This window comes from Acinetobacter sp. NIPH 298 (genome assembly GCF_000369505.1).
Lineage (GTDB): Bacteria > Pseudomonadota > Gammaproteobacteria > Pseudomonadales > Moraxellaceae > Acinetobacter.
This window is the reverse complement of sequence record NZ_KB850054.1, coordinates 357366-379466: the sequence shown is the minus strand read 5'-3', so window position 1 is coordinate 379466 and position 22101 is coordinate 357366. Positions and strand designations below refer to the sequence as shown.

Genomic DNA, 22101 nt, shown 5'->3' with positions numbered 1-22101 from the left:
GTTTGAACGGACGGGGGCAATGGGGAAATTTTTATCGATTTATTTACGTGATCCAGATCAGAATTTGATTGAGATTTCAAACTATCTTTAATACCCCCATCAGCGATTTTTTAACCAACAAGCATAGCCAACCCTAGCCACACAGGCTAAACTAGCTGCTCTCCACTCAATGGATTTTCACTCATGTCAAACTGGTTAGATGAAGTTAAATTTGATTCCAATGGTCTCGTTCCTGCCATTGCACAACATCATCAAACTGGTCGAGTGTTAATGGTTGCGTGGATGAATCGTGAAGCTTTGCAATTGACCGCAGAAAAAAATCAAGCGGTGTATTACTCACGTTCACGCCAAAAACTATGGCACAAAGGCGAAGAATCAGGTCATTTCCAAACGGTGCATGAAATTCGTCTAGATTGTGATGCCGATGTCATCATTCTACAAATCGAACAACATGGCGGTATTGCCTGTCATACAGGACGTGAATCTTGCTTCTATCGCAAACTCACCCCGCAAGGCTGGGAAACTGTTGATGCACAACTGAAAGACCCCACTGCGATTTACGGCACATCTGCAAAAACAGACACTCACGATCATGTTCAAAGTGAGCAAGTCGACGTACTCGACTATTTAGGTCGTTTGATGCAACAACGCAAAAAAGCAGAAGCAGATAACTCGTATATCGCAAGCCTTTATAAAAAAGGCATCAATAAAATATTAGAAAAAGTCGGCGAAGAAAGTGTCGAAACGATCATCGCCGCTAAAGATTATGCAGTGCATGCTTCTTTGGAAAATAAGCACGATCTGATCTATGAAGTGGCTGACTTATGGTTCCATAGTATCGTCATGCTTGGTTACTTCGATCTTGATCCACAAGTGGTTTTAGATGAGTTAGCACGCCGTCAAGGTTTATCAGGTTTAGTTGAAAAAGCAAACCGTAGCAAAGAGGCGTAATCCAAACCTGTGTCAAATATCGAAAAACCCAAAGCCACTTATGAGCAAGCAGTTGCCATAGATAATGCTCGTTTAGGACAATCCTTTAAAGTGATTGCTTATGCTGGCACAGGTAAAACCACAACCTTACAAATGATCAGTGATGCTATGCCTGAGCGGCGTGGTATGTATTTGGCGTTTAACAAAGCGATTGCCACTGAGGCGCAGAGTAAATTTCATGGCAATGTCAATTGTCGTACTTTTCACTCGCTGGCATTTCGTAGTGTTCCACGTGGAATCACCGATAAATTACGTTTACCGCGTTTAAGTCCGAGTTTTATCGCCAAAGAATATCGTTTAGAACCCATTACCTTGCGACGCTTGATGGGCGGACGCTATGAAAAATATGTATTGATGCCAAGTCGGCTGGCCAGTTTAGTGTCCAATACCGTCAGTTATTTTTGCTCGACCAGTTCGCAATACCCTGCGCCACGTCATATACAAGCACCAAGTTGGCTGCATCAAGATGATATCGAATCCTTACAGCAACATCTTTATCCTGCGGTTGAACGTCGCTGGCTAGAGTCGATTGATCCCAATCATCAGGCTGGCATTGGGCATGACATTTACCTCAAATTGTGGGCGTTGTCAGAACCCAATATTCCAACGGATTATGTGCTGTTCGACGAAGCACAAGATGCTGATCCACTGATGCTCGGTATTTTGTTGCGACAGAAAAGTACCCAAGTGATTTATGTCGGCGATGCACACCAACAAATTTATGCATGGCGTGGTGCAATCAATGCCATGCAGCAAATGCCCCTGCCTGAAAGTCGGTTAACCACCTCCTTTCGTTTTGGTGATGCGATTGCAGATGTGGCCAATAGTTTATTGGGTGCACTGAATGAAAGCGTACCGCTTTTGGGTAATCCTCATGTCAAATCGAGTGTGGTAAATAAACCACATACCAAAATGCGAGATGCAATACTATGTCGGACCAATGCTCGCGCCATGGAATTGTTACTGGCAGGTTTGGTGCATGGTGATAAAGTCGGCTTGCAAGCTGATCATCAAAAGCTCAGTCGTTTTGTGGATGCAGCCAGCCTCCTCAAACAAGGCAAGCGTATCGTCGATGTTCCAGAGTTAGCTTGGTTTAACTCTTGGCACGATGTGCATGAGTACTGTGAAACCAATGATGGCAGTGACATCAAACCTTTAGTTAAATTGGTTGATGAACATGGTACAGATCCATTGAAAAGAGCACTGGCCAAAATCACCCCAATTGAACAAGCGGATTATGTGATTTCAACTGCGCATAAAGCCAAAGGTCTAGAATGGAATCGTGTGCATATCGAAGATGATTACCAATTTAAAATAAATGGACTTGAACATAAAATTACAGATGAAGAATTAAGATTACTTTACGTGGCCTGCACTCGTGCTAAAGTAAGTTTAAATATCCATCATCTTTTTGACTTAATACAACAATTAAAACTAAAACGATGCGCTCCCCCAAGCCTTCAAAAAACCGCAGGTTAAAGCGCTCATGATCGAGGTAAGCTTATGCAACTTGAATCGGTGCAATTTAGACATGTGGGCATGTTTCGAGACCTTCGTATTGAGTTTAAACCTGAACAGCATCCCATCACCCTGATCCTAGGCGATCAAGCAACTGGTAAAACCACGGTTATAAAGAATATCTATCAGGCACTGTCTTGGTTTTCAGCGCGATACAAAGATATCAGAACCGCTGGGGTGGTCATCTCAGATCAAGATATTATGCTGAGGTGCTTACAGGCCAAAATTCAAACCCAAGTGCGTATCAGCAGTGAGCTCAACCATGTCTTAACAGAAAGTAGCTCGGCGCAACAAAAAAACACCCAAAACTGCATCTGGAAGTTATTTAAAACCTTTAATAATCAAGGTGTCGGAATCAGTCAGGTTGAGACGCAACAACTCGATCAAATGGTAAGTCTGTATCAAAAAACCATTCTCCAAGATCCGTTATTTGGTCTTCCTCTGATCGCCTATTATCCTGCCGAACGCTTTGTCCAAGACATCAACTTACAAAGTAAAAATGTGCCTGGTATTTTACAAAAAAACTCAGCCTATGACCTAACCGCGATTCCTTACACGACCTTTACTCGTTTTTTTGAATGGTTCCGCGAAATCAGTGATGTCGAAAATGCTCATTCAGCGCATATCGTCAGACGTTTGATGGGCAATGATTTTAATCAACAAAACCAATCTGAAATATTGCAAGAACTACAACAAGAACTGCTCAATCATCCTAAACAGCTCTCCGCACCCAATCTGTATGCATTGAAAAAAAGCTTGAATACCGTGTTCCCCGAACTGGATGATATTTATATTCAATATGTACCAAAGCTCCAGCTCATCGTGCGCTATCAAGAACAATTGATCCCATTCCAGCAACTTTCTACATCACAAAAAACATGGATCGCGCTGGTTGGAGACATCAGTCGTCGTTTATGTTTACTCAATCAGCATTGCTTTGACCCCTGTTTAGAGGGCGAAGGTGTCCTATTGATTGACCAAATCGATGCACAACTCGATCAAGTCATGTGTGCAGAAATTCTTGAGCGCTTACATCAAGCCTTCCCTCGTTTACAAATCATCGTAACAGGCAACCGCGACGAACTCCTCGAGCATGCACTCCACTATCAATGTTTGCGCTTAGACTCAAAAGAAATTTTTGAAATCAATCTAGAGCAATCACAACAACAACTGTCTGAACTATATAGTGAACTTTCACAGACAGAAGAGGATACTGAACTGCAAAGCCCCGACTTAGTTGAGTCAGAGACCTTGACGCGTAGAGTTGATGAATTATTCAATCAGATACAAGAACTTAGTCCACAAGAAAAAAATGAGTTATTAGACTTACTTAAAATTGATGATACCCCGCAAAAAAGTGCTTTATAGCCTGCCAAGCGAATAACAGCACCCAGCTCTTTTGAGGTTTTGATCTGTGTTTTTCATGTAATAAGCCAATCTTTTTTGTTGTTTTTGTAGTAAAATAAACCGCTTTTTATTACTAAGTTGCGCAATACAACTTACTGCTCTATTAACTTGATTGGGCTTCAAGATTTAAAGCTTTGGCGTTCTCTTTGCGCGCCTGTGAGTCTTGAATAAATTTCACTTTAGGTTTTCGACCTACATCATCGACATGGATACCAGTGTGCTACCGATTATTATCCTATTACCGCTCATACTCGGCACCACCCTAATCCCACAATTGCAACGTATCTCACGTGGCATGACGGCACTTGGGGCGATTGGCATCAGTCTGAGTTGTTTTATTTTATTATTAACTCAGGCACCAACTATTCTTCAGGGCAATACCCTGCAACAAAGCTGGGATTGGCTACCACAACTTGGAATCAATCTCAGTTTCCGCCTTGATGCCTTAGGTCTATTATTTGGTCTACTGATTAGCGGTATCGGTACCCTCATTTATATTTATGCCTATTATTATCTAAGCCCTAAAAATTCGCTGACCAAACTGTATCAGTTACTGATGCTGTTTATGGCAGCGATGCTCGGGATTTCGTTTTCTAACAACCTGATTTTATTATTAGTATTTTGGGAACTGACCAGTATTTCATCCTTCCTACTGGTGGGTTATTGGAGCAATTACGATGCGGCGCAACGCGGTGCACGTATGGCGCTCACCATAACAGGCTTAGGTGGCCTTGCGATGCTGGGTGGTTTTGTCCTGCTTGGACAAATCACTGGAACATACGAGATCGACCAACTGGTGCTGATGAAAGATACCATTCAACAGCATGAACTTTTTGTACCCACGTTATTGTTGATTTTACTCGGTGCATTTACCAAAAGTGCGCAGTTTCCATTTCATTTTTGGCTTCCGAATGCCATGGCAGCACCGACACCAGTGTCTGCCTACCTACACTCCGCCACGATGGTTAAAGCAGGGATTTTCTTGCTGGCTCGTTTAGCACCGATCTTTATTGGTGCTGCGCTGTATCACAATATCGTGACTTTTGTTGGTCTGTTTACCTTGTGTATGGCCGCAGGTTTTGCCATTTTCAAAGAAGATCTCAAAGGGCTGTTGGCTTATTCGACCATCAGCCATTTAGGTTTGATCGTTTGCCTACTCGGTATTGGTTCTCCGCTTGCAGTTGCAGCGGCAATTTTTCATATCATTAACCATGCAACCTTTAAAGCCGCATTGTTTATGATTGCAGGCATTATTGACCATGAGACTGGCACACGTGATTTACGTAAGCTAAGTGGCATTTGGCAACTATTACCATTCACAGCCACGCTCACCATGATCACTGCCGCTTCAATGGCGGGTGTCCCCCTCACCAATGGTTTCCTCTCTAAAGAAATGTTCTTTACTGAGTTGCTGGTAAATCTATCTGGTCCTGTCATGATTGCTTCCGCAATTGTGGCGACTTTAGCTGGTATCTTTGCGGTGAGTTATTCAATCCGCTTAGTCCATGGCGTATTTTTTGATGGCGAAGTGGGTAAGCAGGTTCCGCATAAAGATGCGCATGAACCACACTTAGGCATGCGTATGCCTGCCATTATTTTGGCAGCCTTATGTATTTTGGTGGGTATTTTCCCAGCACTATTGGCTGAAACATTTGTCAACAGTGTAACGCGTGCCAGTTTGGCACAGCCAGAGTTTGCTGGAACACATTTAGCGATATGGCATGGCGTTAACGCACCGCTGATCATGAGTCTGATTGCCTTGGTGGGCGGTACAATATTTTACTTCGCACTGGCTAAAGATGGTCGTATCCGTAAAATTGATCTCGATCCTCATCTTGGCAAATTTCAGGGCAAAATCTTATTTGAACTGTTCCTTAAACACTTATTACTGATCAGTCGCAAAATAAAACAACGCACTGAAAATGGTTCTTTACAGCACTACTTATTTTTAATTGTGCTGTTTAGCATCGTCATGGTGGCTTTACCCCTCTTCAATCAAGGTTTAACCACAGGTACACGTGAACTGACACATGCACCTTGGGCTGCCATTGTACTTTGGCTCACATTGTTCTCTGGTTGTTGGATGATGCTTTGGTTCCATCATGAACGAATCAAAGCCATCTTGATTAGCGGCGCGGTCGGTTTAGTCGTGACCATGACCTTCGTGGCTTTATCTGCACCTGATTTGGCGCTAACGCAAATCACTGTAGATGTGGTGACCACCATTTTATTGTTAATGAGTTTGTCTTTACTGCCACAACTTACACCTTACGAATCAACGCGCCCACATCGTTGGCGCGATGCCAGTCTTGCGATTGCAGGTGGCTTAGGGATTGGCTGGATCGCATGGCTAATCCTGAGTCGAGACCATAATTCAATTTCATGGTTCTTCTTGCAGCAATCCATCCCGTTGGGTGGCGGTTCAAATGTGGTCAATGTCATTCTGGTTGACTTCCGTGGCTTCGATACCTTCGGTGAAATCGTGGTCCTTGGGATTGCTGCCATTGGTGCACTGTGCTTGATGGACGGTATGCGTACGCATGGCACCACGGTGACCCAAGGATTAACCTATCGTTTTAATCCATCTCCCTTGATGTTGCGTATTGCTGCTTCTTGGATATTGCCGATCGCGCTTGTGATCAGCATTTATATCTTCTTACGTGGACATAACTATCCAGGTGGTGGTTTTATCGCGGGTCTAGTCACCGCAATGGCGCTGATCATTCAGTATATTGCCTTGGGACAAGATCAAGCTGAAAGAATAATTAAAGCCAAGTCGGGTCGTTTATACGAAATTTGTATTGGTTCAGGCCTAATGATTGCAGGTTTAACAGGTGTTGGCGCTTGGTTCTGGGCACGCCCATTCCTCACCAGTGCACATATCTATGTAGAACCTCCTCTGATTGGAAAAATGCATTTAGCTTCTGCATTGCCATTTGATTTAGGGGTCTACATCACCGTCGTGGGTGCAACCATGTTGTTGATTTCGGTCTTAGGTGACTCACGTCACTCGGGTATGACGGGACCAATCCCAAGTGGAGACAAATAATATGCTCAGTATTGAATTTTTACTCGCTTCTGGTATTGGTTTACTGACTGCGACAGGCATTTATTTAATTCTACGTGCCAGAACATTCCCTGTGGTACTCGGACTGGTCATGATTGGCTATGCCGTGAACTTGTTTTTGTTTGCAATGGGACGAACCCAAGTCAACGCGCCTGCTGTACTGACTGAAACTACCAGAGTGTCTGACCCATTACCTCAAGCATTGGTACTGACCGCAATTGTGATTGGTTTTGCGACCACCGCATTTATCGTACAACTGGCATTGCGCAGTCGTTATGAGTCAGGCACAGATCATGTCGACTCAAAAGAAGATCCAACCTTGACTTATGACCCACGTGAGGATGAGCCATAATGTTTGATTTCTACCAATTTTGGCAGACTCATGCTCCAATTCTTAGTATTTTAATTCCAGCATTTACTAGTTTTATATTATTACTATTGGGTAATCCCGGTGCAGGGGCTTTAAAACAAGACTGGCGTCAACCTTGGCGACGTGGGATCAGTCTCTTCTCAGTCGTTTTAGGGCTCGCCACTGCGGTGAGCTATCTAGCGATCGCAAGTACAGGTCAAATTACGGTTTACCAGTTGGCTGAATGGTCTGCACCATTTGGTATCGTATTGGTGCTTGATCGTTTATCTGCATTTATGTTGGTCTTGACCTACGTACTGGCAGTGCCTGTGCTTTGGTATGCCAGTCATAACTGGGACACACGTGGTCGCTATTTCCACGTGATGTTTCATTTCTTATTGATGGGTATCACAGGCGCATTCTTAACAGGCGATTTATTTAACCTATTTGTATTCTTTGAAATCTTATTGTTGGCTTCTTATGTCCTTCTTTTACATGGTCAAGGTCGTCAACGTTTTCAGTTAGGCATACATTACGTCACCATCAACTTACTGGCTTCAGCACTATTCCTTGTCGGTTTAGGCATGATTTATGGCAGTGTTGGTAGCTTAAATATGGCGGATGTAGGTCGTCTGGTTCCAACCTTAGATGGCGATCAGCATAAACTGGCGATTGCAGGTGGTTTATTACTATTTGTGGTGTTCGGTATCAAGGCTGCAATGCTACCTGTGGGTTTTTGGCTACCGAAGACCTATGCCGTTGCCAGTACACCCGTAGCTGCGATCTTCACCATCATGACCAAAGTCGGCATTTATGCCATTTTACGCGTGAACGGCACGGTATTTGATGATGAATTAGCACAAAACATATTTAAAAACTGTTTAATGGTCATCGGTCTAATCACGTCGATTTATGGTGTGATTGGGGCTTTAGGGGCTGATCGTTTACGTCGCTTTGTTGGCTTTATGGTGTTGTCCTCTATTGGAACATTACTCATCACCATTGCGATGTTCAATACCCAAGCATGGGCCGCAGGCTTATATTACATCGTACACAGTACTTTAATTGCCGCTGCGTTCTACTTGTTTTGTGGTTGGATCACCTCTCAACGTGGTGTATTCAAGGATCACTTGAAAGTCGCACCGAAGATGAAACAAGAAAAAGCGGCTGCGTTTACTTATTTTACCATTGCACTGATGATGGCAGGTCTGCCGCCATTTAGTGGCTTCTTAGGTAAAGTCTTTATATTGCAAGCAACTGCAGAAAGTCCTTATCAAGGCTGGATCATTGCCATTGTCCTGATCGTGAGTTTATTGAGTATCATCGCCTTTACCCGTGTTGGTTTTATTCTGTTTTGGCGTGCGAGCGCACCTGAAGAAAATCCAAAAGAGGCAACCTTTACTTTATATCAAGCCCTGCCTGAGCGCGCACCAAAGCGTAATGACAAAGCGATCTATATACTGCTTGCTGGGTTAATGGCTTATGTGGTTTTCGCCTCCCCTATTCAACAATATACCGTTGCGACTGCACAGCAAATCCAAGACCATGCTCTGTATAATCAAGCGATCTTGAAAATAGATGCTCAAGGTCGTGCGATCAGCGTACAACCTTATGATCCAAGTTATTTACCAGAAACCAAATATGGTGGTGAAGTAAGTGATCATAATGCTTTGCTTATTCCAGATATCATTTCAAAAGCCACTTTACAAGGTGAGCATATTTCTGAATATAAGCAACGCCAAATCGCTGAACAGACCCTAGAAGCACCAACACGTCCAAATGCAACCCAGCTCAAGCCAATGGAGGAACACTAATGCAAAAACGCGCTTTGCTTCATCGTTGTTTTCCACATCCATTCGTATCCTGCTTGGTTTTTCTCAGTTGGTTAATGCTTGCCAATAGTGTAGAGATAGCAAGTCTTACATTTGCTTTCTTATTGGCAATCATTATTCCGCTTTTGGTTCGACCTTTTATTGCCTATACGCCACGTATTGATTGGACGGCCGCCATGAAGCTATTTTTTGTGGTGCTGTGGGATATCGTGATCTCAAATTTCCGAGTGGCGAGAATGGTGCTTGGTCCGATGCAACAGTTGCGCCCTAAATGGTATCGCGTCCCTTTAGATACTGAACATGAGCAGGTCAATACACTGCTCGCAATGATCATCACGACCACACCGGGTACTGTTTCAGCAGGCATCGATCAAGAACGTGGTGATATTCTGGTTCATGCATTGGATTGTGATGATACAGAACTGGATATCCAAGAGATTAAAAAGCGCTATGAAATGCCTTTAATCCAAGTCTTTAATGTGAAGATTGCAGAAGGAGTCACCACAAAATGACCATTTTACCTTATGCGCTGGGTATCGGTTTAATTGCCATTACCATTTCCATGTTCCTGTGCCTTATTCGTTTGATTATTGGACCTTCTGTGATTGACCGACTGCTCGCCTTGGACACCCTATTTCTCAATGCAACTTGTCTCATCGTGGTATTGGGCATTTATTGGGTGAGCACCAATTTCTTTGAGGGTGCTTTATTGGTTGCAATGCTCGGTTTTGTTTCGACTGTCGCACTTGCTCGTTATTTCACAACTGGGCATGTGATTGATTAAGGAGATACATCATGCAACTGATCTATGAGATCCTCATTTCATTCTTTTTGGTGTTCGGCGCTTTTTTCCTATTGGTTGGATCAATCGGTATGATCCGTCTACCTGATTTATTTATGCGTCTGCATGCACCGACCAAAGCAGGTACTTTAGGGTTAGGAAGCTTCTTGATCGCAGCAATGATCTTTGGTGTGACACAAGGGCGTTTTGGTTTTGCTGAGTTACTAATCACGCTGTTCATCTTTATTACCGCACCTGTATCTGCAAATTTAATGGCACAAGCTGCTATTCATTTGCGTTTGCGTTCAAATAGTGGTGAAGTTCCTGAAGCTTTAAATCGTCCGCTTCCTTGGCAACGTTATAGCCGAAAAGACAAAAAAGACCAACTGTAGTATGAAAGAGCATAGCACCCCCGAAAATTTGACATTTTGTGGGTGCATTTCTATGGCTTGAGGATGTTATGGAGCTAAATTTTGACGATATTGGATAAAACCTGCATTCACTGCAATATTATCGTATAACCTTCTGGCTTGCATATTGCTTTCATGAGTCAACCAATACACACGAGAGCATTGTTGGGCTGTGGCTTGTTCATACACCGCTTCAATCATTTTCCGCCCCAAACCCATTTCACGTGTATTTTGACCCACAAATAAATCTTGCAAATAACAATAATTCCCAATCGTCCATGTACTACGATGGAAAATAAAATTCACAAAACCAATCAATTGTTGTTCATTTTCAACCACAATACAGTGCATCGCTTCACTTGAACTCAATAAACGAGAAAATGTAATTTGTGTGATTTTCTCATCAATCTCTACCTGATAAAAAGCTTGATAAGCCTGCCATAAAAGTAGCCATTGTGAATAATCATCTTGATGTAATGCTCTGAGTTGCATCTTAACGTCCTGATTTTTAATAAATACACCGACAAAAAAGCCACCCGAAGGTGGCTTTTTAATTTATTCTTTATCTTGCTCGTGTTCAGGCAAATCCTTGACCGCTTCAGCAATCAAACCAAACATATAGTTTCCATATGCATTGGTTTTATCATAATGGAAACGCAATCTTGGCGTGATACGCGTCTTGATGCGACGACTCAATTCGTGACGCAAGAAACCAGAAGCCTTATTCAACACATCTAAAGTTTCTTTATTTGCAGCTTCACTTTGATCATCACCCAGTTCACGTCCCATAACAGTGACATAAACTTCAGCATATCCCATATCTGCACTGACTTTCACGGCTGAGATGGTCACTAGACCACCCAGACGTGGATCTTTAAGCTCCTGACGGATCAGCTCAGCCAACTCACGTTGTACTGAATCCGCCATGCGCTTTAAGCGTTGGCTACCCGCCATTAAAGACTCCGTTTAATCAGTTGAACATCATATACTTCGATCTTATCTTGTACTTTGATGTCTTTATAACCTTTCACCGCAAGACCACATTCCATACCTGCGCGAACTTCTTCAACCACTTCTTTATAACGACGAAGAGATTCAAGTTCACCTTGGAACACAACCACGTCATCACGTAATACGCGAATCGGTTTATTACGGTGTAACATACCTTCAAGTACCATACAGCCTGCTGCTGCACCAAACTTACTTGAGTGGAAGACTTCACGTACTTCCGCTACACCTAAGATCGTTTCACGATGTTCAGGTGCAAGCTTACCGCTCATTGCTGCTTTTACATCATCAATCAATTGATAAATGATGCTGTAGTAACGAATATCGATACCGTCTTGGTCAGATTTCTGACGCGCAGTGTTGTCCGCACGTACGTTGAAACCAAGTAAGACTGCTTCTGAAGATTCAGCTAGCGTAACATCTGACTCAGTGATTGCACCGACACCAGAACCGATCACACGAACTTTAACTTCATCAGTTGAAAGCTCATCAAGTGCAACATGCAATGCTTCTAAAGTACCGCGTACGTCAGTTTTAAGTACGACATTTACATACGGCACATCTTTTTTGCCCATAGACGCCATGATGTTTTCAAGACGCATCGCACTCGCGCGCTCTAAACGTTTATGACGTTCACGATCAGAACGAGCATCAGCAACTTCACGTGCTTTCTTCTCATCATTCACGACAAGAACTTCATCACCCGCCATTGGCGCTTCAGGTAAACCTAAAATCTCAACTGGAATCGAAGGACCTGCTGACTGAATACGTTTACCGTTTTCATCAACCATCGCACGTACACGACCATAAGATGAGCCAGCAAGAACTAAATCACCGATGTTCAAAGTACCATTTTGTACAAGAATCGACGTTACCGCACCACGGCCTTTATCAACACGTGCTTCAATAACAACACCTTGAGCCGCGCCATCTGCAGAAGCTTTGAGTTCCATCAATTCAGCTTGGATCAAGATCAGGTCAAGTAACCCATCGATACCGGCACCAGAATGTGCTGAAACTTTCGCGATAGGTACATCACCGCCCCACTCTTCAGGCACGATACCTTTAGTGGTCAGTTCATTCAATACGCGATCTACGTCTGCTGATTCTTTATCCATTTTGTTGATTGCAACAATAATAGGCGTACCAGCAGCACGCGCATGGTCAATTGCTTCCGCAGTTTGTGGCATTACACCATCATCCGCAGCAACAACAAGTACCACGATATCAGTCGCTTTTGCACCACGTGCACGCATAGAAGTAAACGCTGCGTGTCCAGGGGTATCTAAGAAAGTAATAATGCCTTTCTCAGTTTCAACGTGATAAGCACCGATATGCTGAGTAATACCACCCGCTTCGCCCGCTGCCACTTTAGAGCGACGGATACGATCCAGTAATGAAGTTTTACCATGGTCAACGTGACCCATGATGGTAACGACTGGAGGACGAGTTGTTTGCTCACCACGCGCTTCTTCAGCTGCAACCAATAAATTATCTTCTGCTTGAGTATCCGAAACCAGAACAGGATTGTGTCCCATTTCTTCAACTACAAGTACCGCTGTATCTTGTTCAATCGCTTGGTTCTGTGTAACCAACTCACCCATTTTCATCAGGGTTTTGATGACTTCACGAACTTTAACAGCCATTTTTTGAGCAAGATCAGCAACAACGATTTTCTCGCCAATCTCAACATCGTAAACTTGTTTTTTGACAGGTTTTTCGAAACCATGTTTGTTTGCTTGGCTGGTTTTTAAGCCACGCTTGTGATGATTCTTACTGAAACTTTGTTCAGACTGAGCATCACCGCCGCGACCGCCTTTCTTACCAGCTCGTGGGTTTGCAGTTGCACCACCACGTTTGATTTCACGGTCTTCCTTGTTAAAGGAATCTTCATATGCTTGACCAACAAGACCCGCTGCTAAAGGCGAATCATCAATCACACGAACAGTCGTAGTGGTATCATCATTTGAATATTTTGATGCCATTTTACGCATTTGTTCAAGCGTACGTTGCTGAGCTTCTTCAGCCGCCTTACGACGCACTGCTTCTTCAGTTGCTTTTAACTGAGCAGTTTGTGCTTCACGTGCTTTTTTCTGTTCAGCCGTCTCTGATGGTTTTACCACTTGAGGCGCTTTAATCACCTTATCGCTATTGCGTTTTTTCACCACAACAGCCGTTTTTGACGGTGCTTGGGTTGCGCTATCAGAAGTATGCGCTGCACGCATCGCTTCTAAAGTTGCATTGGCTTTTTTCTCTGCAACATCACGTGCATTTTGCACTGCTTCAGTACGTACATTTTGTTCAGCACGTACTTTCACATTCGCTTCTACGCGTGCTTTTGCTTCAGCAGCAAGCAATTCTGGGTTTGGTTTAGCAAAAACTTGTTTCTTACGAACTTCAACATTAATGCTTTTTGCTTTGCCCGAAGTACTTGTAACTTTAGCAGTACTCGTTGTTTTACGTTTCAACGCAATTTTTCCTGTGTTACCACTTTCCTGACCATGAACTTTTTTCAAATGATTGACTAAAGTGTCTTGTTGCTCAGTGGTAATAATATCATCTGCTTTACGCTGTGGTAGACCTGCATCACGAACCTGCTCTAGGAGTTTCTCTACAGGACGTTCTACGCTGAGCGCTAACTCTTGAATCGACTTGTCCGTCATCTATTATCTCCTAGTTAAACCATGATTCACGTGCTTTCATGATGAGTTGACCCGCTTTGTCATGACCTAAACCTTCGATATCAGAGATATCATCAGTCGCTTGGTCTGCCAAATCATCAACAGTAATCACACCACGTGCCGCCAATGCATATGCAATCTCAGTGGTCATACCTTCCATTCCGAGAAGTTCTGCACTTGGCTCTTGAATATTTTCTTGCTGTTTTAACGCATCCGTTAATGCAGCTTCTTTTGCACGACTTTGTAGTAATTCAACTAAGTCTGCATCAAGCTCGATTTCATCAAATGTCTCAGCAGGAACATAAGCAATTTCTTCTAATGAAGTGAAGCCCATTTCTACCAAAGCCATTGCTAAATCTTCTTCAATATCGAGACGTGATACGAACATATCAAGATATTGTTGTGCTTCATTTTGCTGACGAGCACGATACTCTTCTTCCAACATCATGTCGAGTTTATAACCGGTTAATTCCGATGCTAAACGAACATTCTGTCCTTGCGAACCAATCGCACGTGCCAACTGATCACTGGTCGCAAAAATGATATCTGCACTACGTGCATCTTCATCAAGTACGATACCTGAAACGTCTGCTGGTTCTAATGCACTTGCAATGTATTGCGCTGGATCATCAGACCACACCACAACATCAATACGCTCACCATTTAACTCTTGTTGTACCGCTTGGATACGCGTACCACGCATACCAATACATGCACCTACAGGGTCAATACGATGATCATTGGTTTTCACTGCAATTTTAGCACGTACACCTGGTTGACGCGCTGCAGCTTTAATTTCAATGATTTCTTCAGAAATTTCTGGAATTTCTTTTTTCATTAAAGCCATTAGCATTTCAGGACGAGCACGTGACAACAGCAATTGTGCACCACGACCTTCACGGTTTACGTTATACAAGATTGCATTGATACGTTGCTTAGGACGTAAAATTTCTTTATGGATGGTTTCTTCACGCGCCAAATATGCTTCTGCATTGTCACCAAGATCAATAATAAAGCCATCTTTAGTTTGTTTTTTCACTTCACCATAGATCAGTTCGCCAACTTTAGATGCATACGCATCCGCAACCAACGCACGTTCAGCTTCACGAATCTTTTGCACAATCACTTGTTTTGCAATTTGCGCAGCAATACGACCAAACTCGATCGATTCAACTTCAAGCTCGCGGATATCGCCAATTGACCACTTTGTTGCATCCACATCAGAAATCGCATCCTGACATGCTGGCATTTCGTGGTCTTCATCTGCAACCAGCGTCCATTGACGGAAAGTACGGTAATCACCAGTTTTACGATCAATCTCAACACGAAGTTGAGCTTCTTCTGAATTTGTGCCTTCGTAGAATTTTTTCTTCGTCGCGGCAACAAGTGCTTGTTCTAACGCTTCGAAGATCGCTTCACGACTAACACCTTTTTCATTACTAACCGTTTCTGCAACGGTAAGAATTTCGCGGCCCATAAGTCACCTACCGATTTCTTATAAAATTAAGTTAATATTAGTCTTGATAGATTAAATTTGCTTTATCAATATTATTACTATCAACTTCAAGCACCTGACCACCCTCTACTTCAACCTGAATGATTTCATTTTCTAGGTCTACAGAAAGTAATTTTGCTTGAAATTTACGACGGTTTTCGACAGCAGCAATTAATCGTAAAGCGACTTGTTGTCCAATATACCCAGACATTTGTGACAACTGAAAGAATGGGCGATCCCAACCAGGTGAAGAAACTTCTAGAGCATACTCACCCGAAATCGGATCATGAACATCTAGCATTGCGCCCACTTGTTGCGTGACCAGCACACAATCTTGAACACCAATACCACGCCCTTGGTCTGCTTCGCCATCTTCGGTGAGAAGTAGCTCTGCATTGTCATCAGTCGCTTTGTCAATATAAATACGTAATAAAGAACGTTTACCTTGTGGTAGGAATTCAATTCCCCACAGATCTACACCACAAGCAGCCACAGCTGGTGCGATAAGATCAAACAGTGCTTGAGATTTATTTGATAATTTCATTTACTCTCGTCGCTCTCATGCGAGCCAATCAATCTTAACCGTATAGTGAACACGATGATTTGATCTTGCGCCGTATACGGCTCATATCGACACTACACGATAGCTAAACAACCAATAAAAAAGGGCGTAATCGCCCCTATGTTACACAGAAAAGCAAAGCCCACTGTGCAAAAAGGCCCACCTATTGTGAGCCTCTTTTTAGAAACTTGGTAGCGGGAGCTGGATTTGAACCAACGACCTTCGGGTTATGAGCCCGACGAGCTACCAGACTGCTCCATCCCGCATCAACGTGCAAAATTATATACAATTATGAAAAAAAGTCAATCTAAGTTTTTTTTCACCATTGCTTGATTAAGTTGCACCTTAATCAAATGGTAGCGGGAGCTGGATTTGAACCAACGACCTTCGGGTTATGAGCCCGACGAGCTACCAGACTGCTCCATCCCGCATCAACAAATTACTGCGTACACCAAACTTACTGGTTATTAAGCTTGGTGCGGAAGGGGGGACTTGAACCCCCACGCCCGAAGGCACTACCACCTCAAGGTAGCGTGTCTACCAATTCCACCACCACCGCAGCTTTGTGGGACGAATTCTAGTACCTAAAACAAAAAAAGGAAAGCATTAATTCAGCTTATTCAGTCGTTTTTGGTGCATTTGGCGAAGTTTCAGCCGATGTCACTGGTGCAGACGTTGAGGTTTGAACAGTTTTTAAACTATATGCATCTGTGGTATGTTTTTTTGCAAGTACAGCCAAAGTTAGACTGGTCACAAAAAAGATTGCAGTAAAAACTGCAGTTAAACGTGTCAAGAAGTTACCTGCACCTGACGCGCCAAATACAGTTGCAGCACCACCACCACCAAACGATGCGCCTGCTTCTGCACCTTTACCTTGTTGTACTAAAACCAAAGCAATAATCAAAATTGCTAAAATGATGTGTACAACGAGTATAAAACTATACATTTCTATTCCTCGTTATTTGCTTTGTGCAAATGCTTGTGCAATTTGGTAAAAAGATTGTGCATTGAGAGATGCACCACCCACTAAGGCACCATTGATATCTGGACATGCAGCCAATTCAACTGCATTTTCAGCTTTAACGCTACCACCATATAAGATCGCCATGTTTGCGCCATATGATGTGATTTGCGTTAACCCTTCACGAATTTTTGCATGCATCGCCTGAGCATCTTCTGGTGAAGCTGTTTTACCTGTGCCTATCGCCCAAATTGGCTCATAAGCGATCACGATATTTTGCCATTGTTCAGCTTTGACCACAGCAGCAATATCACAGATTTGCTGTAATACAACTTGATCAGCCAAACCTTGCTCGCGCTGATCAAGACTTTCACCAACACAGTAAATCACAGTTAAGCCTGCATTTAATGCATGATGCAACTTCTCTTTTAAAATTTCGACATGGTCACCGAACAACTCACGGCGCTCAGAATGACCAACCAGCGCAAACTCAATGCCACTGTCTTTCAGTAATTCCGCACTCACCTCTCCCGTGTACGCACCTGTACCCGCTACTCGAGAAAGATCTTGCGCTACAGTATAAACTGTCCTAGCGGCATCTTTTAGCTCAGCCTGAATACTGGTTAAAGCGATTGTGGTCGGTGCCACACCGATATGACATTGTTCGGGAGCAATATTTTCTTGCTCTAATAACTGTTTAAATTCTTGTATTAATTGGAAAGCATTCGCATGCATTGGATTCATTTTCCAATTACCAACAACCCAAGGGGTAATGGTCGAATTCGACATACTTCGCCTGCCTAATGTTAATTTCTCAAAAATGCTGCATATTTTACACGGATTTTTATAAAATTGAGTTTTTTTCTATTGTTTAAATATAAATCAGATTGAAAACAGCATGGGCTCAACAAGAAATTCTTTGCGAACGCTCTGTTCGTTTTGATATTTATTTTAAAATTAAGTTGCTTAGGCGTTGCTACTCTTTCTAACACACATTGCATTATCGCTAAAAACGGCTCAAACTTAGATCGAATTAATCGTGTGTCTTTTAGCAACGGAACGAATAAAAGAAAATTAATTTATAAAAAACTCGATTAGTTCAAAGTTTTATCGGTGAACCAAGTCAAAAACGACACTTTCTCTAGTGGTATTTTTGCATAACAAAAGTATAATTTTTAGGATACATATTATAAACATTTATTGTCATAAGGCGGACAGATGTCAGGATTACATACGTCTCCAAAATTTTCGGGGTTTATTCGACGATTGGTCGAAGATGGTCATATGTCTGCATCAGGTATGCAAACAGCAATCGACACAGCAAAAAAAGCACAACAAGATATTGTTGCGCATCTGATTGAACATCATCGTCTTTCTCAACTTACTATTGCTGAAACCATTGCGGTAGAGTTCGGTGAGCCAGTCTTTGATTTAGCGGTTTTTGATACGGCTTTGTTGCCACGTGAGCTCGCTGACAGCAAGTTGATTCACAAACATCGGGTTGCGCCTTTGATTCAACGTGGGCAAATCCTCTATGTCGCCACCAGCAATCCAACCAATATTGATGCACTCGATGCAATTCGTTTTAACACCAAACTCAATATCGAACCGATTATTGTTGAACACAGCAAACTCGAAAAACTCATTGAGCAACAATTTGGGGACACGGACAACTTCGATTTTGGGGAAAATGAAGATTTTGATCTTGATGTCGATATACCCACTGAATCAACACAAGATGATGAAGTCCCTCAAGGTGAAGAAGCACCGATTGTAAAATACATCAACAAGTTACTCATTGATGCGATTCGTATGGGGGCATCCGACTTACACTTTGAGCCTTATGAGAAAATGTATCGGGTTCGCTATCGTGTCGACGGCGTATTACGTCAAATTGCAAATCCGCCGTTGCAACTCGCCACTCGACTTGCTTCACGTTTAAAAGTTATGTCGCAAATGGACATCTCTGAAAAACGGATGCCGCAGGATGGTCGTATTAAGCTCAAGCTATCCAAAACCAAAGCGATTGACTTCCGTGTCAACTCATTACCCACGCTATTTGGTGAAAAATTGGTGCTGCGTATCCTTGATCCATCCAGTGCAATGTTAGGCATTGAGGCACTCGGTTATGAAGAAGAACAAAAAGCATTATTTCTAGAAGCGCTCGACAAGCCTCAAGGCATGCTCTTGATCACAGGTCCAACAGGGTCAGGTAAAACGGTTTCTTTATATACAGGGATAAATATCCTCAACACTGAAGACACCAATATATCCACAGCCGAAGATCCCGTTGAGATCAACTTAGAAGGGATCAATCAGGTTAACGTCAACACCAAGACAGGCTTAACCTTCTCTGCTGCCCTTAAAGCCTTTCTCCGTCAAGATCCTGATATCATCATGGTTGGTGAGATTCGTGACCTAGAGACTGCTGAAATTGCCATTAAAGCAGCGCAAACCGGCCATATGGTGATGTCTACACTTCATACCAACAGTGCACCTGAAACCTTAACTCGCTTGCGTAATATGGGAGTCCCCTCCTTCAATATCGCGACTTCGGTCAATCTTGTTATTGCACAGCGATTAGCACGTCGCTTATGTGCACAGTGCAAACAAGCGATAGATATTCCCAAACAAAGTCTTTTAGAGTTAGGCTTCACTGAACAAGATTTAGCAAATCCTGAACTTCAGATATTTCAACCGGTTGGTTGTTCTGAATGTCGTGAAGGCTACAAAGGCCGTGTCGGTATCTATGAAGTGATGAAAGTGACCCCTGAAATTTCTAAAATCATTATGGAAGATGGCAATGCATTACAAATCGCAACCGCCTCTGCACAAGCTGGTTTTAACAATTTAAGGCGTTCAGGTTTACAAAAAGTCATGCAAGGGATCACTTCATTACAAGAAGTTAATCGAGTCACAAGTGAATAAAATTAATAAAAAGGATTAATAATCATGGCAGCTAAAAAAGCGCAAATGATGCCTACTTTTGCTTATGAAGGGGTAGATCGTAAAGGGGCAAAAATTAAAGGGGAATTACCTGCACGGAATATGGCTTTAGCAAAAGTCACTTTACGTAAACAGGGTGTCACCATTAAGAATATTCGAGAAAAACGCAAAAATATTCTCGATGGTTTAATGAAAAAACGAGTCACAACACTGGATATCACGGTGTTCACACGCCAGCTGGCAACCATGATGAAAGCTGGCGTGCCACTGGTACAAGGTTTTGAAATTGTTGCTGAAGGCTTAGAAAACCCTGCCATGCGTGAAGTGGTACTGGGCATAAAGAGCGAGGTCGAAGGGGGTAATACTTTTGCTGGTGCACTAAGAAAATACCCACAATATTTTGACAATTTATTTTGTTCTTTAGTTGAATCTGGCGAACAGTCTGGTTCGCTAGAAACTATGCTTGATCGTGTTGCGATCTACAAAGAAAAAAGTGAATTACTGAAACAAAAAATCAAAAAAGCCATGAAATACCCAGCCACAGTGGTTGTGGTTGCGGTTATTGTCACCATTATTTTGATGGTCAAAGTTGTGCCTGTTTTCCAAGATCTATTTAGCTCATTTGGTGCTGACTTACCGGCCTTTACCAAAATGGTGGTGAATATGTCGGTATGGATGCAAGAATATTGGTTTATCTTGATTATTGTGATTGGTGCGATTATTGCCTGCTTTCTCGAAGCGAAAAAACGCAGTAAAAAATTTCGAGATACACTGGATAAAATGGCGCTCAGATTGCCTATTTTTGGTGATTTAGTTTATAAAGCCATTATTGCGCGATATAGTCGTACCTTGGCAACCACATTTGCAGCAGGTGTGCCACTGATTGATGCACTTGAATCAACCGCTGGTGCAACCAACAACGTGGTTTATGAAGATGCAGTGATGAAGATCCGCGAAGATGTCGCAACTGGACAACAATTACAGTTTGCCATGCGCGTATCGAATCGTTTTCCATCAATGGCGATTCAAATGGTTGCGATCGGTGAAGAGTCAGGTGCTCTAGACAGTATGCTCGATAAAGTTGCAACCCACTATGAAAATGAAGTCGATAACGCGGTTGATGGTTTAACTGCAATGATGGAACCACTCATTATGGCAATTCTAGGTGTACTGGTCGGTGGACTTGTGATTGCAATGTACCTTCCAATCTTCCAAATGGGTTCTGTGGTCTAATGCAACAATTTTTCTCTTATTTTATCGAAAACCCAACTGCGCTCTATCTTGCAGTTGGGTTGTTGAGTTTATGTATTGGTAGTTTCCTCAACGTCGTTATTTTCCGAACACCTCGAATGATGGAACAGGAATGGCAGCAAGAGTGTCAGATGCTGCTCCACCCAGAACAACCGCTCATCGATCAAAGTAAATTAACACTCAGTGAACCGCCCTCGACCTGCCCAAAATGTCACTCTGCGATACGCTGGTATCAAAATATTCCTGTGATCAGTTGGCTCGTACTACGCGGTAAATGTGGTGCTTGTCAAAATCCAATTAGTATCCGCTACCCATTGATTGAACTCCTCACAATGGCGTGTTCTCTGGTGGTCGTGGCTGTGTTTGGTGCAACCATTCAAATGCTGTTTGCCTTGGTATTCACATGGGTTTTGATTACACTGACCTTTATTGATTTCGATACACAACTGCTTCCTGACCGTTTTACCCTTCCCCTTGCCGCACTAGGCTTAGCAATCAATAGTTTTGCGGTTTATACCACAGCAAGCTCGGCGATTTGGGGCTATGTAATCGGCTTCCTCTGTCTATGGATTGTTTATTATCTATTTAAACTCATCACAGGCAAAGAAGGAATGGGCTATGGAGACTTTAAACTACTCGCAGCCTTAGGTGCTTGGATGGGGCCGATGCTACTGCCGTTGATTGTGTTACTGTCTTCTATCGTCGGCGCAATTGTAGGGATTATCCTGCTGAAAATGCGTGGTGAAAATCAGCCCTTTGCATTTGGTCCTTATATTGCGATTGCAGGTTGGATTGCTTTTTTATGGGGTGATCAAATTATGAAAGTTTATCTTGGAGGTTAAC

The 22101-nt window shown here is 42.8% G+C and carries 19 protein-coding genes, 3 tRNA genes and 1 pseudogene; 13 read left to right on the top strand and 10 right to left on the bottom strand.

The window, feature by feature from the left end; translation table 11 throughout:
• Positions 1–4 precede the first annotated feature (4 nt).
• From F903_RS16355 to F903_RS04125, 10 genes and pseudogenes are all read left to right on the top strand, one after another.
• Positions 5–91: pseudogene (locus F903_RS16355) on the top strand (VOC family protein); the annotation flags it as partial.
• Between the two features lie 92 nt (positions 92–183).
• Positions 184–951, top strand: coding sequence for a bifunctional phosphoribosyl-AMP cyclohydrolase/phosphoribosyl-ATP diphosphatase HisIE (gene hisIE / locus F903_RS04165; RefSeq protein WP_005194801.1), 768 nt, complete (start codon positions 184–186; stop codon positions 949–951).
• Between the two features lie 9 nt (positions 952–960).
• A complete protein-coding gene (locus tag F903_RS04160) occupies positions 961–2469 on the top strand; it encodes a UvrD-helicase domain-containing protein (protein ID WP_005194800.1) in 1509 nt (502 codons plus the stop codon).
• Positions 2470–2493: 24 nt separating this feature from the next.
• A complete protein-coding gene (locus tag F903_RS04155) occupies positions 2494–3876 on the top strand; it encodes an AAA family ATPase (RefSeq protein WP_005194799.1) in 1383 nt (460 codons plus the stop codon).
• Positions 3877–4120: 244 nt separating this feature from the next.
• Positions 4121–6964 carry a monovalent cation/H+ antiporter subunit A gene (locus tag F903_RS04150; RefSeq protein WP_005194798.1) on the top strand — a complete coding sequence of 948 codons (2844 nt, stop codon included), beginning with the start codon at positions 4121–4123 and terminating at the stop codon, positions 6962–6964.
• A gap of 1 nt (position 6965) precedes the next feature.
• Positions 6966–7334: a Na+/H+ antiporter subunit C gene (locus F903_RS04145; protein WP_004668383.1), complete on the top strand. Its 369-nt coding sequence runs from the start codon at positions 6966–6968 to the stop codon at positions 7332–7334.
• Positions 7334–9145, top strand: coding sequence for a monovalent cation/H+ antiporter subunit D (locus F903_RS04140; RefSeq protein WP_005194797.1), 1812 nt, complete (start codon positions 7334–7336; stop codon positions 9143–9145). The genes F903_RS04145 and F903_RS04140 overlap by 1 nt, the downstream gene beginning before the upstream one ends.
• Positions 9145–9675: a Na+/H+ antiporter subunit E gene (locus F903_RS04135; RefSeq protein WP_005194796.1), complete on the top strand. Its 531-nt coding sequence runs from the start codon at positions 9145–9147 to the stop codon at positions 9673–9675. The genes F903_RS04140 and F903_RS04135 overlap by 1 nt, the downstream gene beginning before the upstream one ends.
• Entirely contained in the window at positions 9672–9947 is a 276-nt protein-coding gene (locus F903_RS04130; RefSeq protein WP_005194794.1) for a monovalent cation/H+ antiporter subunit F, read from the top strand. Before F903_RS04135 ends, F903_RS04130 begins: the two co-directional genes overlap by 4 nt.
• A gap of 11 nt (positions 9948–9958) precedes the next feature.
• Positions 9959–10336, top strand: a complete 378-nt coding sequence (locus tag F903_RS04125) for a Na+/H+ antiporter subunit G (protein WP_005194792.1) — start codon at positions 9959–9961, stop codon at positions 10334–10336.
• 66 nt (positions 10337–10402) lie between these two features.
• Here the strand turns inward: F903_RS04125 and F903_RS04120 are convergent, their stop codons facing one another.
• From F903_RS04120 to tpiA, 10 genes are all read right to left on the bottom strand, one after another.
• Positions 10403–10846, bottom strand: coding sequence for a GNAT family N-acetyltransferase (locus F903_RS04120; protein WP_005194783.1), 444 nt, complete (start codon positions 10844–10846; stop codon positions 10403–10405).
• A gap of 63 nt (positions 10847–10909) precedes the next feature.
• Positions 10910–11308: a ribosome-binding factor A gene (locus F903_RS04115; RefSeq protein WP_004668375.1), complete on the bottom strand. Its 399-nt coding sequence runs from the start codon at positions 11306–11308 to the stop codon at positions 10910–10912.
• Positions 11308–14025, bottom strand: a complete 2718-nt coding sequence (gene infB, locus F903_RS04110; protein WP_004668374.1) for a translation initiation factor IF-2 — start codon at positions 14023–14025, stop codon at positions 11308–11310. Before infB ends, F903_RS04115 begins: the two co-directional genes overlap by 1 nt.
• Before the next feature lie 10 nt (positions 14026–14035).
• Positions 14036–15520, bottom strand: a complete 1485-nt coding sequence (nusA, locus tag F903_RS04105; RefSeq protein WP_004668373.1) for a transcription termination factor NusA — start codon at positions 15518–15520, stop codon at positions 14036–14038.
• Between the two features lie 37 nt (positions 15521–15557).
• Positions 15558–16082 carry a ribosome maturation factor RimP gene (gene rimP / locus F903_RS04100; RefSeq protein ID WP_005194780.1) on the bottom strand — a complete coding sequence of 175 codons (525 nt, stop codon included), beginning with the start codon at positions 16080–16082 and terminating at the stop codon, positions 15558–15560.
• A 207-nt stretch (positions 16083–16289) separates the two neighbouring features.
• Positions 16290–16366: transfer RNA gene (locus F903_RS04095), tRNA-Met, on the bottom strand.
• 88 nt (positions 16367–16454) lie between these two features.
• A tRNA-Met gene (locus F903_RS04090) sits at positions 16455–16531 on the bottom strand.
• A 43-nt stretch (positions 16532–16574) separates the two neighbouring features.
• A tRNA-Leu gene (locus F903_RS04085) sits at positions 16575–16659 on the bottom strand.
• Between the two features lie 57 nt (positions 16660–16716).
• Positions 16717–17046: a preprotein translocase subunit SecG gene (gene secG / locus F903_RS04080; RefSeq protein ID WP_004668371.1), complete on the bottom strand. Its 330-nt coding sequence runs from the start codon at positions 17044–17046 to the stop codon at positions 16717–16719.
• A gap of 12 nt (positions 17047–17058) precedes the next feature.
• Positions 17059–17850: a triose-phosphate isomerase gene (gene tpiA, locus F903_RS04075; protein WP_004668369.1), complete on the bottom strand. Its 792-nt coding sequence runs from the start codon at positions 17848–17850 to the stop codon at positions 17059–17061.
• Between the two features lie 429 nt (positions 17851–18279).
• On the opposite strand from tpiA, the gene pilB reads away from it, so the two are divergent.
• From pilB to F903_RS16915, 3 genes are read left to right on the top strand one after another with little or no spacing between them, the layout of a single operon-like run.
• Entirely contained in the window at positions 18280–19989 is a 1710-nt protein-coding gene (gene pilB / locus F903_RS04070) for a type IV-A pilus assembly ATPase PilB (protein ID WP_005194777.1), read from the top strand.
• A gap of 24 nt (positions 19990–20013) precedes the next feature.
• Entirely contained in the window at positions 20014–21240 is a 1227-nt protein-coding gene (locus F903_RS04065; protein WP_005194775.1) for a type II secretion system F family protein, read from the top strand.
• The gene (locus F903_RS16915; RefSeq protein ID WP_005194773.1) at positions 21240–22100 is read left to right on the top strand and encodes a prepilin peptidase; all 861 of its coding nucleotides are present in this window, start codon (positions 21240–21242) and stop codon (positions 22098–22100) included. Before F903_RS04065 ends, F903_RS16915 begins: the two co-directional genes overlap by 1 nt.
• The last annotated feature ends 1 nt before the right edge of the window (position 22101 follow it).

Excerpts from the sequence above, each read along its gene's own strand:
- hisIE (WP_005194801.1), top strand. The coding sequence starts at position 184 with ATGTCAAACTGGTTAGATGAAGTTAAATTTGATTCCAATGGTCTCGTT.
- F903_RS04155 (WP_005194799.1), top strand. The coding sequence starts at position 2,494 with ATGCAACTTGAATCGGTGCAATTTAGACATGTGGGCATGTTTCGAGAC.
- F903_RS04150 (WP_005194798.1), top strand. The coding sequence starts at position 4,121 with ATGGATACCAGTGTGCTACCGATTATTATCCTATTACCGCTCATACTC.
- F903_RS04145 (WP_004668383.1), top strand. The coding sequence starts at position 6,966 with ATGCTCAGTATTGAATTTTTACTCGCTTCTGGTATTGGTTTACTGACT.
- F903_RS04140 (WP_005194797.1), top strand. The coding sequence starts at position 7,334 with ATGTTTGATTTCTACCAATTTTGGCAGACTCATGCTCCAATTCTTAGT.
- F903_RS04135 (WP_005194796.1), top strand. The coding sequence starts at position 9,145 with ATGCAAAAACGCGCTTTGCTTCATCGTTGTTTTCCACATCCATTCGTA.
- F903_RS04130 (WP_005194794.1), top strand. The coding sequence starts at position 9,672 with ATGACCATTTTACCTTATGCGCTGGGTATCGGTTTAATTGCCATTACC.
- F903_RS04125 (WP_005194792.1), top strand. The coding sequence starts at position 9,959 with ATGCAACTGATCTATGAGATCCTCATTTCATTCTTTTTGGTGTTCGGC.
- F903_RS04120 (WP_005194783.1), bottom strand. The coding sequence starts at position 10,846 with ATGCAACTCAGAGCATTACATCAAGATGATTATTCACAATGGCTACTT.
- F903_RS04115 (WP_004668375.1), bottom strand. The coding sequence starts at position 11,308 with ATGGCGGGTAGCCAACGCTTAAAGCGCATGGCGGATTCAGTACAACGT.
- infB (WP_004668374.1), bottom strand. The coding sequence starts at position 14,025 with ATGACGGACAAGTCGATTCAAGAGTTAGCGCTCAGCGTAGAACGTCCT.
- nusA (WP_004668373.1), bottom strand. The coding sequence starts at position 15,520 with ATGGGCCGCGAAATTCTTACCGTTGCAGAAACGGTTAGTAATGAAAAA.
- rimP (WP_005194780.1), bottom strand. The coding sequence starts at position 16,082 with ATGAAATTATCAAATAAATCTCAAGCACTGTTTGATCTTATCGCACCA.
- secG (WP_004668371.1), bottom strand. The coding sequence starts at position 17,046 with ATGTATAGTTTTATACTCGTTGTACACATCATTTTAGCAATTTTGATT.
- tpiA (WP_004668369.1), bottom strand. The coding sequence starts at position 17,850 with ATGTCGAATTCGACCATTACCCCTTGGGTTGTTGGTAATTGGAAAATG.
- pilB (WP_005194777.1), top strand. The coding sequence starts at position 18,280 with ATGTCAGGATTACATACGTCTCCAAAATTTTCGGGGTTTATTCGACGA.
- F903_RS04065 (WP_005194775.1), top strand. The coding sequence starts at position 20,014 with ATGGCAGCTAAAAAAGCGCAAATGATGCCTACTTTTGCTTATGAAGGG.
- F903_RS16915 (WP_005194773.1), top strand. The coding sequence starts at position 21,240 with ATGCAACAATTTTTCTCTTATTTTATCGAAAACCCAACTGCGCTCTAT.